Genomic DNA, 15,531 nt, shown 5'->3' on the forward strand with positions numbered 1-15,531 from the left:
GCCGGCCGGGCCGCCTCCTCGTTCGCAGTCGCCCCTCCCCCGCAGCGTCGCGTCAGGCCGGATCGTCCGGGCCCGCTTCCGGGCGCCGACGGGTGAAGTGGAAGCGGTCGCCGCAGGAGAGGACGTGCATCCGCACGTCGAAGATCGACAGCGGGCGCTCTGCGCGCGCCTCGGCGATGTTCGAGTGGCTGGCCTCCTCCCCGTCGACGACATAGACCGCCCCGGCCCCGATCACCCGGCCCTCGTCGCCCTGGACGAGCAGGGCGGTGTCCTCGTCGATGCCGACCCCGAGGAGCCGCGGGTTGTGCGCGACCGCGCCGAGCAGTCGGCCGTAGCGGCCGCGCTCGGCGAAATGCTGGTCGATGATGACGTCCCTGATCAGCCCCAGCCCCGGAGCCATGTGCAGCTCGCCGATGCGGTAGGACTCCGCGCTGGGTCCCTTGACCAGCATGGTCTCGCTCATCACCGCCGCGCCGGCCGAGGTGCCGGCGATGAGGCCGCCGGCGCGGTGGATCTCGTGGATGCGATGCTCGACCGGGGTGTCCCCGATCTGGCTGGAGATGCGCAGCTGGTCGCCGCCGGTGAAGAAGACGCCGGCCGCCCCCTCCAGCTTCTCCAGCGTCCCGGGATCAGAGCCGTCTGATCGCTCATGGACGTAGAGCTCGACCATGTCGGTGACGCCGAGGGCGGCGAAGGCCTTTTCGTAGGCGTCGAAGTAGCCGTCCGGCTGATGCGAGGCGACGGTGGCGAGCACCAGCTTACCGCCGTCCAGCAGCCGGGCGAGGGTCGACAGGATGACCTTGTCGCCCTCCCGATCCTCGTGCCCGCCGATGATCAGCAGCGGCCCCATGCGATCAGCCATGCGGCGGCTCCAGCACGATCTCCTTCGGTCCCGGCTCGGCGGCCCGTTGCGGGCGGAACGCCTGGATAATTCCCCACACCGCCTCGACCCGGGTCGGGGTGAGCACGACGAGGTCGCCCGGCTCGGCCAGCCGCAGGCACAGTTCGGCGGCTTCGGATTCCTCGTGCACCTCGTGGATGCGGCCGGGGGCGCAGCCGGCGGCGCGCGCGCCCTCGGTCATCAGCCGCATCACCTCGCCCTTCCCGCGACCGCGGTTGTCGGGCGCCTCGCGGAAGACGAGGGTGTCGAAATACTCCGCCCCGATCTCGCCCATCTGTCGGATATCGGCCTCCCGGCGGTCGCCGGGAATGCTGATCATGCAGATGCTGCGCTGGCCGGACGGCCGGAGAGCCGAACAGACGCGGCCGAGCGCGCGCAGGGCTTCCGGGTTGTGGGCGTAGTCGAGGATGACGCGGAAGCCGTGATCCTCGTGCAGGTTCATCCGCCCCGGATTCTGATCGAAGGTCGAGCGGAACGAGCCCAGCGCCTCGCCGATGGCGGCCGGCGGAACCCCGGCGCCCCAGGTCATGGCGGCGGCGGCCAAGGCGTTCTGGACGTTGAACACGGCGTGGCCCTGCAGCGTCGCCGGAATGCCGGCCGCCCGGCAGATCAGGCGGCGCTCGCCCCGGTCGTGCAGTACGATCTCGTCGGTCTCGGGCTCGTGCAGCACCGCCGCGCCGCCGTCGGCGATGTGCTTGAGCACGAAGCCCGGCGTCTGCTCGCCGCCGCGCAGCGAGAACCAGCACATCCGGCCGCCGGCGTGGCGGGCCATGCGAATAGTCAGGGGATCGTCGGCGTTGAGCACGCTGACACCGCGCCGCGAGACGCTCTCGACCACCACAGACTTGACCGCCGCCAGGTCCTCAAGCGTGTCGACCCCCTTGAGGCCGAGGTGGTCCGGCTGGACGTTGAGCACGGCGCCGACGTCGCAGCGGTCGAAGGCCAGGCCCTCGCGCAGGATGCCGCCGCGGGCGCACTCCAGCACCGCCACCTCGACGGTGGGGTCGCGCAGCACCATGCGGGCGCTCTTCGGGCCGCTGGCGTCGGTCGCCGCGATCTGCTGGTCGCCGATGTAAACCCCGCTGGTGTTGGTGAGGCCGACGACCTTGCCCTGGGCCTTGAAGATGTGGGCCGCCATGCGGCCGACGGTGGACTTGCCGTTGGTCCCCGTCACCGCCAGCACCGGAATGCGGGCCGGGGCGCCGCGCGGATAGAGCGAAGCGATGATCGGCTGGGCCACGTCGCGGGCCTGGCCCTCGGAGGGGGCGAGGTGCATGCGCAGGCCCGGCGCGGCGTTGACCTCGACCACCCCGCCCCCGGTCTCGCGGATGGAACGGCCGATGTCCGGCGCCAGCAGATCGACCCCGGCCACGTCGAGGCCGATGGCCAGCGCGGCCCGTCTGGCGAGGGCGGCGTTGTCGGGATGGATCTCCGTCGTGCGGTCGACAGCCGTGCCGCCGGCGGACAGGTTGGCGGCGGTTCGCAACAGCACCTCCCGGCCCGCCGCGGGGACTGAGTCGGCGGCCAAGCCCTGCCGCGCCAGCACCTCCGCGGCGGCGGCGTCGAGACGGATGCGGGTCAGCACGGCCTCGTGGCCCTCGCCGCGGCGGGGATCGGCGTTCACCGCCTCGACCAGCTCGGCCACGGTGCGGACGCCGTCGCCGGTCACCTTCGGCGGCTCGCGCTCGGCGACGGCGACGACCTGGCCGGCGACGACGAGGACGCGGTGGTCGCGGCCGGGCAGCTGTTCCTCGACGATGACCCGGCGGCTGTGGCGGACCGCCTCGTCGAAGGCGCGCCGCAGGTCGGCCTCGGCGACCAGACCGGTGGTCACGCCCCGCCCGTGGTTGCCGTCCAGCGGCTTGATCACCAGCGGCGCGCGCAGGCGGGCCGCGGCCGCCACCGCCTCGTCAGCGCTGCGCGCCACCGCGCCCCGGGCCACGGGAATCCCGATCCGCTCGAGCAGGGCCTTGGCCTCGGCCTTGTCCCCGGCCGACTCGGCGGCGACCAGGCCGGTGCGGTCGGTGACGCTGGCGCGCAGGCGGCGCTGATGGACGCCCCAGCCAAGCTGGATCAGGCTCTGGCCGTTTAGGCGCTCGACGGGGATGCCGCGCCGGCGGGCGGCGTCGACCAAGGCCTGGGTGCTCGGCCCAAAGGCGGTGCGGCGCAGCGCCGCCGCCACTCCCGCAATGGCGCTCTCCGGGTCGCCGTCGAACGGCTCCGTCGGCCGGACGATGCGGTCGAGGCCCTCCACGTTTCGCAGATCGGGCGTGAGCAGCCCGAGCACGATCTCGACGGCCCGGCGGCCGGCCAGCAGGGCGGCCTCCTCGTCGGTCCAGGCGTACATGACGTTGTAGACGCCCGGGCGGCCGCGGACGGAGCGCGTCTTGCCGCGGGTGACCGGGGCCCCGGCGGCGCTCTGCAGCTCGATCGCCACGTGCTCGATCACATGGCCCAGCCAGGTGCCGTCGCGCAGCCGGCGCACGAAGCCGCCGGGCTCTCCGTGGCAGCAGCCGTGACGCTCCAGTCCGGGCAGGCGCTTCAGCAGGGCGTCGGTGAACCCGTGAAGCCGGTCGGTGGGCCATTGCTCCAGCGCCCCGAGGTCCAGCTGCAGCCGGATCATCGGCCGGGCGCTGTAGAGATGCGGGCCGCGATAGACGGTGCGCTCGAGGACCCGCAACGGTCCTGTCCCCCCGGGGCTCGACGTCATGCCGCCGCCGCCCCTTGCTGGCGCAGCACGCCGAGCGACATGGCCCGCGCGAGGAAGACCGCCGCTTCGGCGCGGGTGCGCGCCACGCCCTGGGTCAGCACGGTCTGGTCGACGCGATCGACCGCCCTCCAGCGCCACTGGTCGCCGTCCCGGCTGAGGGTCCAGCTGTAGCCTGAGCCGTCCATTAACACTCTCCGTTGAGGCACCGGAAATGCCGGAGATTTCAGTCGGTTCCTGTGTCGGGAAACCGACGGTCGGAATTCCGTGAACGCCTCGATCAAGGACGGAACCGGCGTCCAACTGGGGCGTATTGCGGGCTCTGATCCCTTCGAAAGCGACGCCATGACGCCGGCCGACAACCTGACCCCGCTGCGCCCGGACAGCGCCGACCCCGCCGCCTTCCACCGCCGCCTGACGCGCTGGAACAGCCGCCGGCTGGAGCCGGTCACGCCGTACGAGGGCTGGGCCGACCATGCGCGCGAGGATGCCGAGATGGTCCTCGTCGAGGGCGCCTTCATCGAGCGGCTGCGCGCCGACGCCGCCCCGTGGCTGGCCGACCTGCCGGAAGACCCGGACGGCTTCGTCGCGTGGTTCGAGGCGCTGCAGGGCCAGGGCCCGGGCGAGAACGATCCGCTGTTCCCGTGGCTGGCGGAGGAGGCCGACCTCGAGCAGATGCGCTGGTTCCTGCTCCAGGAGGTGGCCGGCGAGGCGGGCTTCGACGACCTCGTGGCCATGGCCCAGGTGCGCATGCCCGACCGGCCCAAGATGGAGCTGGCCCGCAACTACTGGGACGAGATGGGCCGCGGCAACCAGGCCGGCATGCACGGGCCGATGCTGCAGAAGCTGGCCGACCACCTCGACCTGCATCCGACCATCGACGGGACCGTGTGGCCGGCGCTGGCGCTGGGCAATGTGCTGGTCGCCTTCTCGACCACCCGCCGCTACGCCTTCCACGCCCTCGGGGCGCTGGGCGTGGTCGAGCTGACCGCCCCGTGGCGCGCCGACCATGTGGCGCGCGGCCTGAAGCGGCTGGGCGTCGGGCCGGAGCGCAAATACTACGCCCTGCACGCCACCCTCGACGTCGAGCACTCGCGCACCTGGAACGAGGAGGTGCTGCGCCCGCTGGCCGAGACGCGGCCCGAGGTGATCCGCAGCCTCGCCGAGGGCGCGGTGATGCGGTTGATGGCCGGCGCCGCCTGCTTCGCGGCCTACCGCGACCGGCTGTGGGGGCCGGAGGACCTGCGGAAGCGCGCATGAGCGCCCTGCCGCTGGAGGTCCGCCTCCGCGAGGCCGCCCCGCCCGAGGCGGCGCTCACGGAGGCGGACCGCGCCCTTGTCCGGCTGCTCGACCGGCTGGCGGCGGACCGCTACGGCTTCGTCGCGCCGACGCCGTCGACCGCCGCCGCCGTCGCCGCCCGCCGCGAGCGCGCGCGTCCCGACGACCTGCGCGACGTGCTGGGCTGGAGCCTGCCCTTCGCCCCCGGCGACCTGCCCGACGATGTCGAAGAATTGCTGCGCGCCGGCGACGTCCTGCGGCCCGACGGCGAGTTGCTGCGTCCCACCGTGCGCGTCAGCACCGTCGACGGCCGCCTGCACCTGCACTCCGCCCGCGGGTCCGGAGCCGACGCCGTCTTCCTCGGCCCGGACAGCTATCGCTTCGTGCGCCTGCTGCACGAGACGCTGGACCGCCGCCCCGGCTTCACCCGGGCGCTGGACATCGGCGCCGGGGCCGGCGTCGGGGCCCTGGCCCTGGCCGCCCGCGCGCCGCTGGCCGAGGTCGCGGCCACCGACGTCAACCCGCGCGCCCTGCGCCTGACGCGCATCAACGCCGTCCACGCCGGCCAGCCGCTGCGCGTGGTCGAGGGCTCGGGTCTCGCCGGCCTGACCGGCCCGTTCGACCTCGTCGTCGCCAATCCGCCCTACATCGCCGACAGCGACAAACGCACCTACCGCGACGGCGGCGAAGCGCTGGGCACGGCCGTGGCCCTGACCTGGACGCGCGAGGCGGTCGAGGCGCTGGCCCCCGGCGGCCGCATGATCCTCTACACCGGCGCCCCGGTGGTCGAGGGCCGCGACCTCGTCCGCACCGGCCTGACCGAGCTCGCCGCCGCCCGCGGCCTCGACCTCGACTATGAGGAGATGGACCCCGACGTGTTCGGCGGCACGCTGCGCCGGCCGGAATACGCCGCCGTCGAACGCATCGCCGCCGTGGGGGCGGTGCTCACCAGGCGGTAGTGGGCTGCCTCAATCCTCGTCCATCTTCAGCGCCGCGATGAAGGCCTCCTGCGGGATCTCCACCTTGCCGAACTGGCGCATCCGCTTCTTCCCCTCCTTCTGCTTCTCCAGAAGCTTCTTCTTGCGGGTGGCGTCGCCGCCGTAGCATTTGGAGGTGACGTCCTTGCGCAGGGCGCGGACGGTTTCGCGGGCGATGATCTTGCCGCCGATGGCGGCCTGGATGGGGATCTGGAAGAGGTGGGGCGGGATCAGCTCCTTCATCTTCTCGACCATGCCGCGGCCGCGGGTCTCGGCGCGGGAGCGGTGGACCAGCATCGACAGGGCGTCGACCGGCTCGGCGTTGACGAGGATGTTCATCTTGACCAGGTCGCCGGGGCGGTAGTCGGCCAGCTCGTAGTCGAAGGAGGCGTAGCCCTTCGAGATCGACTTCAGCCGGTCGTAGAAGTCGAACACCACCTCGTTCAGCGGCAGGTCGTAGACGACCATGGCGCGCGTGCCGACCCAGGTCAGCTCCTTCTGCTCGCCGCGGCGGTCCTGGCACAGCTTGATGACGCCGCCGAGGTACTCCTCGGGGGTCAGGATGGTGGCCTTGATCCACGGCTCGCGGATCTCGATGATCTGCATCACGTCGGGCAGGTCGGCCGGGTTGTGCAGGTCGATGTGGGTCCCGTCGCGCAGCTCGATCTTGTAGACCACCGAGGGGGCAGTCGCGATCAGGTCGAGGTTGAACTCGCGGCTGAGGCGCTCCTGGATGATCTCCAGGTGCAGCAGGCCGAGGAAGCCGCAGCGGAAGCCGAAGCCCAGCGCGGCCGAGGACTCCATCTCGTAGGTGAAGCTGGCGTCGTTGAGGCGCAGGCGGGCGATGGCGGCGCGCAGGTCCTCGAAGTCGGCGGCGTCGACCGGGAACAGGCCGCAGAAGACCACCGACTGGACCTCCTTGAAGCCCTTGAGCGGTTCGGCGGTGGGGCGCTTCTCGTCGGTGATGGTGTCGCCGACGGCGGCGTGGGCGACCTCCTTGATCTGGGCGGTGATGAAGCCGACCTCGCCCGGGCCGAGCTGGTCGACCGGGGTGTTCTTGGGCAGGAAGACGCCGACGCGGTCGACCAGGTGGGTCGAGCCGTTCTGCATGAACTTGACCCGCTGGCCGGCCTTGAGCACGCCGTCGAAGACGCGGACCAGCAGGACCACGCCGAGGTAGGGGTCGTACCAGGCGTCGACCAGCATGGCCTTGAGCGGGGCGGCGGGGTCGCCCTTCGGCGGCGGCAGGCGGGTGACGATGGCCTCGAGCACGTCCTCGATGCCGATCCCCGACTTGGCCGAACAGAGCACGGCGTCGGAGGCGTCGAGGCCGATGACCTCCTCGATCTGGGCCTTGACCCGCTCGGGCTCGGCGGCCGGCAGGTCGATCTTGTTGAGGACCGGGACGATCTCGTGGTTGTTGTCGATGGCCTGGTAGACGTTGGCCAGGGTCTGGGCCTCGACCCCCTGGGAGGCGTCGACGACCAGCAGCGAGCCCTCGCAGGCGGCGAGCGAGCGGCTGACCTCGTAGGCGAAGTCGACGTGGCCGGGGGTGTCCATCAGGTTGAGGACGTAGTCCTGGCCGTCCTTCGCCTTGTAGTTCAGGCGCACCGTCTGCGCCTTGATGGTGATGCCGCGCTCCTGCTCGATCTCCATGTTGTCGAGCACCTGCTCGCGCATCTCGCGCGCCGTCAGCCCCCCGGTGAACTGGATCAGGCGGTCGGACAGGGTCGACTTGCCGTGGTCGATGTGGGCGACGACGGAGAAGTTGCGGATGCGTTCTATGGGAGGGGTCGGCATGGTCCGGCGCGCCTAGCACGGGCGCGGGAAAAGCGCCAACGGGCCGCGGCGCGGCCCACGGACGGTCACTGATTTTGTTGCGGATTACTTCGACGTAAGACGCCCGATGCCGGGTTTCGCCGGGGCGCGGGAAACGCTATTCAACAGCGGATGACAACCGGACGCCGGGACGGCGCTCCATCGCACGCGCCGGCCGCTCCCCCGCCGGCGCCCAAGGGGATACAACGTGGCCATCAGCTTCCGCAGCAACCGGACCCTGGCGACCCTCGCCCTCACCGTCGGCCTGGGCGCGCTGGCCGCCTGCGGCTCGCACGGCGAGGAGACGGCCGCCGAGAAGGCCGCCCCCGGCGGCCAGACCGTGACGGTGATCACCCCGACGCTGCAGGACCTGCCGCGGGTGATCAACGCCTCCGGAACGGTCTCGGCCTGGGAGGAGGTGCCGGTCGGGGCCGAGACCGGCGGACTGACGGCGACCTCGGTGCTGGTCGACGAGGGGTCTTACGTCCGCCAGGGGCAGCCGCTGGTGCAGATGAACGACGCCCTGCTGCGCGCCCAGGTGCGCCAGCAGCAGGCGGCGGTGCAGACCGCCGAGGCCAACGCCGCTCGCGACGACGCGGCGCTGGCGCGGGCGCAGGAGCTGAAGGAGCGCGGCTTCCTGAGCCAGGCCTCGCTGGATACGGCGCTGGCCAATCAGCGCGCGTCGCAGGCCAATCTGGCCGCGGCGCGGGCGGCGCTGGCGGAGACGCAGACCCGGCTGTCGCAGGCGACGCTGCGGGCGCCGGTGTCCGGACTGGTGATCAGCCGCAGCGTGACCCGCGGCCAGATCGTCACCGCGGGGACCGAGCTGTTCCGCATCGTCCGCGACGGGCGGCTGGAGTTGGACGCGCGGGTGCCGGAGACGGAGCTGGGGCTGATCCGGTCGGGCCAGTCGGCGACGATCTCCTCCGACGAGGTCGGTCAGACCACGGGCCGGGTGCGGATCGTCACCCCGGAAGTCGATCCCGAAACACGGCTCGGGGTCGCGCGCATCGCCCTGAACGGGGCCGGGGGCTTCCGCCCGGGCATGTTCGCCCGCGCCCGTATCGAGGCGGGCAGCCAGCCCGCCCTCACCGTGCCGACCGCCGCGGTGCTGTATCGCGAGAACCGGGCCGGGGTGTTCGTGCTCGGCGACGGCGGCGTGGTTCGCTTCCAGCCGGTGACCGTGCTGTCGCGCACCGAGCGGCGTTCGGCGCTCAGCGGGCTGACCGCGGGGGCGCGAGTGGTGGTCGAGGGGGCCGGCTTCCTGGCCGATGGCGATCGTGTGCGGGTCGCCCCGACGGCCGCGCCCGCCCGGGCGCCGGCCGCCGCCGCCGCTCCGGCCGCGAAGAAGTAAGGCCGGGTCATGCGCAACATCTCGTCCTGGTCGATCCGGAACCCCATTCCGATCATCCTGCTGTTCGTCCTGCTGACCCTCGCCGGGGTGGTCGGGTTCATGGGCATGCGGGTCAACAACAACCCCGACATCGACTTCCCGCTCGTCGCCGTGACGGCGGTGAGGCCCGGCGCCGCGCCCAGCGAGATGGAGGTGCAGGTCACGCGGCTGATCGAGGACTCGATCTCCGGCCTCTCGGGCGTCCGCCACATCTATTCGAACATCTCGGACGGGGTGTCCTCGACGACCATCGAGTTCGAGCTGTCGACCGACACCGAGCGGGCCACCAACGACGTGCGCAACGCCATGAGCAGCGTGCGCGCCTCGCTGCCGCAGGACATGCAGGAGCCGACGGTCCAGCGCATCGACATCACCGGCGACGCCCTGATCACCTGGGTGGTCCGCTCGCCGACGATGACGCCGGAGGAAATCAGCTGGTTCGTCGACAACGAGGTCAGCCGCGCCCTGCTGGGTCTGGGCGGCGTCGGCGAGGTCAACCGCTCGGGCGGCGTCGACCGCGAGATCCGGGTCGAGCTGGACCCCGACCGGCTGGCGGCGTTCGGGGTGACGGCACAGGCGGTCAGCCAGGCGCTGACCAGCGTCAACAGCGACATGCCGGGCGGCCGGGTCACGGTGTCGGGTTCGGAGCGGTCGATCCGCACACTCGGCGCGGCGGGGTCGGTCGACCAGCTGCGCGAGACGCTGATCCCGCTGGGCGGCGGCCGCACCGTACGGCTGGGCGACCTCGGCACGGTCGAGGACAAGTGGACCGAGCCGCGCCGGCTGGCCCGCTACAACGGACAGGAGGCGGTGACCTTCAACTTCCTGCGTTCGCGCGAGGCGTCGGAGGTCGATCTGGCGAAAAAGGTGCGGGCCGAGGTGGCGCGCATCGACGAGGCGCATCCCGAGCTGGAGATCTCGCAGGTCACCTCGAGCGTGAAATACATCGAGGAGAGCTACCTCGCCTCGCTGGAGGCGCTGGCGCTGGGCGCGGCGCTGGCGGTGGCGGTGGTGTTCATCTTCCTGCGCGACTGGCGGGCGACGCTGATCGCGGCGACGGCCATGCCGATGTCGCTGATCCCGACCTTCGCGGTGCTGGCGCCGATGGGACAGTCGCTGAACGGGGTGACCCTGCTGGCCCTGTCGCTGACCATCGGCATTCTCGTCGACGACGCCATCGTGGAGATCGAGAATATCGTCCGGCACATGCGGGACGGAAAACCGCCCTACCCCGCCGCCATGGAGGCGGCGGACGAGATCGGGCTGGCGGTGCTGGCCACCACCTCGACCATCGTGGCGGTGTTCGCCCCGGTCGGCTTCATGCCCGGCATCATCGGCCAGTTCTTCAAGGCGTTCGCCCTGGCGGCCTGCGTCTCGGTGCTGTTCTCGCTGCTGGTGGCGCGAACGCTGACACCGCTGATGGCGGCCTACATGCTGAAGCACACCAAACACGAGGATCGCGATCCGCCGTGGATGGCGCGCTACCTCAGGACGCTGAAGTGGACGCTGGCCAACCGCTGGAAGGTCTGGGCGGCCGGCGTGGCCTTCCTGGTGTCGTCCTTCGTGCTGGCCGGCGTGACGCAGATGTCGTTCGAGTTCATGTCGCCGGCGGACGAGTCGCGCGCCGCCTTCCAGGTCGAGCTGCCGCCGGGATCGACCCTGCGCCAGACCGACGCCGTGGTGCAGCGGGTCACCCGCGAACTGCAGGCGCGGCCGGAGGTGACCTCGGTCTTCGCCGCCATCGGGGGACAGGACGTCAACCAGGCCAACGTCTATGCGGACATGGTGCCCAAGGGCGAGCGCGCGCTGAGCCAGCAGGAATTCGCCCGCACCATGGTCGACGAATTCAAGGACATCCCGGGCATCCGGGTGCGGGCCGGCATCGCCCAGCAGGGCGGCGGGCCGAGCGACGGCACCAGCTACACCTTCGCCATCCTGGGCGACGATCCCGAGGCCCTGAACGCCGCCGCCCGCGCGGTGGAGGCCGAGATGCGGGCGGTGGAGGGACTGGCCAATGTGGTCAACACCGCCGCGATCGCCCGGCCCGAGATCCTTATCACGCCGCGCGCCGACCGGGCGGCGCTGGTCGGGGTGTCGACGGCCGCCATCTCCCAGGCCATCCGGGTGGCGACCATCGGCGACGTCGAACAGGCCCTGCCCAAATACAACCTGGGCGACCGGCAGGTGCCGATCCGGCTGCAGCTGACCGAAGAAGCCCGGCACGACCTGTCGGTGCTGGAAACCCTGCAGGTGCCGACCGCGGGGGGCGGAACGGTGCCGCTGGGATCGGTCGCGGACATCCAGTTCGGCGCGGGACCGGCGACGGTCAGCCGTCAGGACCGCTCGCGCATCGCCTCGATCACAGCCGAACTGGAAGGGATTACCACCGGGGCCGCGGCCCAGCGGGTGCAGCAGCTGGAGTCGGTGAGGAACCTGCCGGCGGGCGTGCGCCAGGTGCCGGCCGGCGACGCCGAGTTCATCCAGGAGATGATCACCGGCTTCGCCATCGCCTTCAGCTCCGGCATCTTCCTGATGTACGCGGTGCTGGTGCTGCTGTTCAAAAGCTTCGCCTACCCGATCACCATCATGGCGGCCCTGCCGCTGGCGGTGGGCGGGGCGATCATCGCCCTGGCGATCTCCGGCACCAACTTCTCGATGTCGGCCCTGATCGGGGTGCTGATGCTGATGGGCATCGCGGCCAAGAACTCCATCCTGCTGGTCGACTATGTGATCATGGCCGAGAAGGACGGCATGCCGCGCCACGAGGCCATCCTGGACGCCGCCCACAAGCGGGCCCGGCCGATCCTGATGACCACCTTCGCCATGGGCGCCGGCATGGTGCCGGTGGCCATCGGCTGGGGCGCCGATGTCGAGTTCCGGGCCCCGATGGCCATCGCCGTGCTGGGCGGCCTGATCTCGTCGACCTTCCTGTCGCTGCTCTACATCCCGTCGATCTTCACGATCGTCGACGACATCGCCGGCTGGCTGAAGCGGCGGCTGGGCGGCCGGCTGGCGGCGCGGCGGATGCAGACGGCGGAGCGGCCGACGGCGGCAGAGTAGCGGACGGGTCCCAGACGGAGGCCGGCTGGGTCGGCTTCCGCCCGGCAGGTGATCTCACCGGATTACCGGGGGGCGCACCTCGGGAAGATCGATCCCGAACCTCGCCGCGCACCAGCGTTTGGCGCGGTAGGCTGCTGGTCCGGCGCCGTTGAATGCCGCGCGAACCACGCAGATGTGGTTCGCATCGATGCCCGGTCTGTGAACCGCGTGGATCGCTCGTCCATCACCGCTGATGATCGCCACCAGTTGTAGGCCGGACGGGGCCGTATCCGTGTAGGGCGGCCCACCGTTCGCGTTGGTGAGGCCCTCGGCTGTGACAGTCGACCAAGCGAACCGCGCAGCCGCGACACCCGCGGGCGTGGGTAGATATTCAGCGGTGACGCTCTCGCGTCTCATTCCGTCGTCCAGCGGCATCCGTAGCGGACCTGCACCGATCGCCAGGCCGGAGAGAGACAACGCCACGATCGAAGTGAACACGCTGGGCCTCCGGGAGTCGTCCGACGGGACGGCAGGACTCTGGCAGCTCAAGGAGCCGCGCGCTAGCGGCGCCGGACATCACGGCCGGCGCTGTCCCACCTAAAAACAAGACCGGCCGGGGATCGCTCCCCGGCCGGTTCGTCGTTCCGCCCTTCGGCGAAGCGATCAGTACTTGATGCGCAGGGTCATGCCGTAGGTGCGCGGCTGGCCCAGGTAGGCGTCGTAGGTCTGGGTGTCCAGGGCCGGGTTGTAGTAGGTGCCGTTCGGCTGGACCGTGGTCTGGAAGGCCGAGCCCTGCAGCGGCGCGTTGTAGGCGACCTGGACGTACTCCTCGTCGGTCAGGTTCTGACCCCACAGCTCGAGCGTCCAGCGCTCGTCGGCCGAGCCGAGCGAGATCCGGCCGTTGAGCGTGGTGAAGGCGTCCTGCTGCTTGTACGGCAGCAGGTCCGAGCCGGTGTTGTAGTCCGACATGTACTTGGCCGCGAGGCTGAAGCCGCCGCGCAGGTTGTCGCCGAGATCGCGATCGTAGTTGATCGAGGCCGTCGCCGACCATTCCGGCGCGAAGGAGGCGGTGGCGCCCGGCAGCAGTGACAGCTGCGGGAAGTTGCCCGGGTTGGACAGGTCGGCGGCGGTGAACTCGCCGTACTCGGTCTTCGTGTAGGTGAGGCCGCCCTGCAGGCTCAGCCCGTCCATCGGGGTGAACCACAGGAAGTCGGCGTCGATGCCGCGCGAGGTCAGCTCGGGGATCGACTCCACCACGAAGGCGGTGCCGAGGAAGGTGTTGAGCTGGAAGTCGCTGAAGGTCTGGTCGAAGTAGGTCGCGTTCAGCAGTACGGTGCGGTCGGCGAGCGTCATCTTCACGCCGGCCTCGTAGCTGTCCACGACTTCCGACGGGAACAGCAGGGAGGCGGTCGGGGTGATGCCCGACTGCACGCGGTCGAGGTTGTAGCCGAAGCTCTTGTAGCCGCGGGCGTACGAGGCGTAGGCCATGATCGCCTCGTTCAGGCGGTAGGAGGCCTTGATCGTGCCGCTGACCTCGCCGTCGTCGAAGCTCTCGCTGACGGTGCGGTTGTTGTAGGCGAAGTTCGACCACGGCAGACAGAAGTTGCCGATGATGGTCGGGGCGTTGGCGGCGCCGAGGGCGCCGGCGATGGCCGCCGCGTTGGCCGCCGCCGCCGCGCAGGTCCCGCCGTTGCCGTTCAGGTTCCGCTGCAGGCCGTCGACGCTCTTCTCGTCCATCGTGTAGCGAAGGCCGAGGGTCAGGTCGAACTGGTCAGTGACGTGCCAGGTGTTGTTGGTGAAGATCGCGAACGAGGTGGATTCCTGCTCGTAGGCGTCCTGGTAGCCCTGGCCGACGGTGAAGCCGGGGCCGGTCGCCTGGGCGGTCGGCACGGTCACCAGCGCCCCGCCGGGGCCGATCGGGAGCCGGCCCGTGCCGCCGGTGGCGAGACAGCCCTGCAGGCCGGTCAGGCCGGCGGTCTGGCCGGGCCGGGTGAAGCAGCCGATGATTCCGGGGCTGACCGGAATGGCGGGGTTGGCGGCGTTCAGACGGGCCGACAGCAGAAGCGACAGGAACGGCGTGTAGTCCGGGCCGTACCACCAGCTGTCGGTGCGGCCGATGTCCTCCTTCGTCGCGAACAGGCCGACCAGCCAGTCGAGGCGGTCGTTCTGGCCGGCGAGGCGGAGTTCCTGGGTCAGGTTCTCGACCGTGTAGGCATAGCCGCCGTCCTGCGGACGATAGGCGATGTCGGCGCCCGTGTAGTCGACGTCCATGCCGATGTCGCCGGACCAGTCGCGCCACGAGGTGACCGAGGTCAGGGTGGCGTTCATCGACGGGATGTCGATGTTGGCCTCGATCGACACGCCCTTGTCCTCGATCTCCTGGCCGGTGTCGCGGTTGGCGAAGGCCTGGCGCGAGAACGGCAGCGGGCCGAAGCCGGCGGCCGGCGGACGCTGGCCCGTGCCGTTGGAGAGGGCGTCGATGAAGGGGTAGGTCGGGCCGGTGCGGATCTGCACGCCGGTGCAGCAGTATTCGTCGCGCGAGGTGTAGTCGGCGATCACGCGCACCGAGGTGTTGTCGTTGGGCAGCCACAGCAGCTGGCCGCGGACGGTGCCGAAGTCCTGGTTGGCGTCGTCGGTGTTGGAGCGCGGACCGTCGCCGGTGTCGACGTCATAGAAGCCGTCGCGGACGCGGCGACCGGCGTAGAGGCGGAAGGCCAGCTGGTCGGTGATCGGGCCGGTAACCGAGCCCGACGCGCCCATGGCGCCGTAGTTGCCCACGGTCAGTTCGGCGTTGTAGCCCGGCGTGAACGACGGCGCCTCGGTGATGATGTTGATGACGCCGGCCGAGGTGTTCTTGCCGAACAGGGTGCCCTGCGGACCCTTCAGCACCTCGATGCGGGACATTTCGCCGAGGTCGCCGAAGCCGACCGAGTTGCGCGACCGGTAGACGCCGTCGATGACCACGCCGACCGAGCTCTCCAGGCCGGGGTTGTCGCCGACGGTGCCGACGCCGCGGATGCGGGCGGTGGTCGATGCCTCGGACTGGGTCGAGGTGACGGTCATGCCGGGGGTCAGGATCTGCAGATCCTTGATGTCGCGCACGCCGGCGTCCTGCAGCGTCTCCGCCGGCAGGCTGGTGACCACGATCGGCACGTCCTGAAGGTTCTGCTCGCGCTTCTGGGCGGTGACGATGATGTCGTCGATGGTGGTCGGACCTTCCTGGTCCTGGGCGGCGGCGACGCCGGCGAAGCCGAAAGCGACCGTTCCGACGACGGCCGCCGAGACGGTGGTGCGAAGAAGGTTGGTAAGGCGCATGCACGGCTCCCCGACGTTGGCAGGGCGTCGCGTGGCGCCCGGCGTTTCCTGATCCCTGGTCCGCGCCCTTCGTGGAGCGCGGAACTCCAAGCTTCGGGGTAAT

The 15,531-nt window shown here is 70.9% G+C and carries 10 protein-coding genes; 4 read left to right on the plus strand and 6 right to left on the minus strand.

Translation table 11 applies throughout. The features are described 5' to 3' along the window. Nucleotides 1-52: 52 nt before the first annotated feature. From BM333_RS08005 to BM333_RS08015, 3 genes are read right to left on the minus strand one after another with little or no spacing between them, the layout of a single operon-like run. Nucleotides 53-862: a cyanophycinase gene (locus tag BM333_RS08005; protein WP_092309464.1), complete on the minus strand. Its 810-nt coding sequence runs from the start codon at nt 860-862 to the stop codon at nt 53-55. Beyond that, the gene (gene cphA / locus BM333_RS08010) at nt 855-3,581 is read right to left on the minus strand and encodes a cyanophycin synthetase (RefSeq protein WP_245777194.1); all 2,727 of its coding nucleotides are present in this window, start codon (nt 3,579-3,581) and stop codon (nt 855-857) included. The genes BM333_RS08005 and cphA overlap by 8 nt, the downstream gene beginning before the upstream one ends. 26 nt (nt 3,582-3,607) lie before the next feature. Beyond that, entirely contained in the window at nt 3,608-3,796 is a 189-nt protein-coding gene (locus BM333_RS08015) for a hypothetical protein (protein WP_092309470.1), read from the minus strand. A 79-nt stretch (nt 3,797-3,875) separates the two neighbouring features. Between BM333_RS08015 and BM333_RS08020 the strand changes: the two genes are divergently transcribed. After that, a complete protein-coding gene (locus BM333_RS08020; RefSeq protein ID WP_245777195.1) occupies nt 3,876-4,868 on the plus strand; it encodes an iron-containing redox enzyme family protein in 993 nt (330 codons plus the stop codon). Further along, nucleotides 4,865-5,845: a methyltransferase gene (locus BM333_RS08025; RefSeq protein ID WP_092309473.1), complete on the plus strand. Its 981-nt coding sequence runs from the start codon at nt 4,865-4,867 to the stop codon at nt 5,843-5,845. Before BM333_RS08020 ends, BM333_RS08025 begins: the two co-directional genes overlap by 4 nt. Before the next feature lie 9 nt (nt 5,846-5,854). Here the strand turns inward: BM333_RS08025 and lepA are convergent, their stop codons facing one another. Continuing rightward, a complete protein-coding gene (gene lepA, locus BM333_RS08030; protein WP_092309476.1) occupies nt 5,855-7,663 on the minus strand; it encodes a translation elongation factor 4 in 1,809 nt (602 codons plus the stop codon). Nucleotides 7,664-7,889: 226 nt separating this feature from the next. On the opposite strand from lepA, the gene BM333_RS08035 reads away from it, so the two are divergent. Further along, the gene (locus BM333_RS08035) at nt 7,890-9,035 is read left to right on the plus strand and encodes an efflux RND transporter periplasmic adaptor subunit (protein ID WP_092309479.1); all 1,146 of its coding nucleotides are present in this window, start codon (nt 7,890-7,892) and stop codon (nt 9,033-9,035) included. A gap of 9 nt (nt 9,036-9,044) precedes the next feature. Continuing rightward, entirely contained in the window at nt 9,045-12,134 is a 3,090-nt protein-coding gene (locus BM333_RS08040) for an efflux RND transporter permease subunit (protein WP_092309482.1), read from the plus strand. Between the two features lie 54 nt (nt 12,135-12,188). Here the strand turns inward: BM333_RS08040 and BM333_RS15660 are convergent, their stop codons facing one another. After that, nucleotides 12,189-12,611: a hypothetical protein gene (locus tag BM333_RS15660; RefSeq protein ID WP_143105794.1), complete on the minus strand. Its 423-nt coding sequence runs from the start codon at nt 12,609-12,611 to the stop codon at nt 12,189-12,191. Between the two features lie 165 nt (nt 12,612-12,776). Beyond that, complete coding sequence (locus BM333_RS08045) at nt 12,777-15,428, minus strand: TonB-dependent receptor (protein ID WP_092309485.1); 2,652 nt, start codon at nt 15,426-15,428, stop codon at nt 12,777-12,779. Nucleotides 15,429-15,531: the final 103 nt, after the last annotated feature.

Source organism: Brevundimonas viscosa (genome assembly GCF_900116065.1).
Taxonomy (GTDB): Bacteria; Pseudomonadota; Alphaproteobacteria; order Caulobacterales; family Caulobacteraceae; genus Brevundimonas; species Brevundimonas viscosa.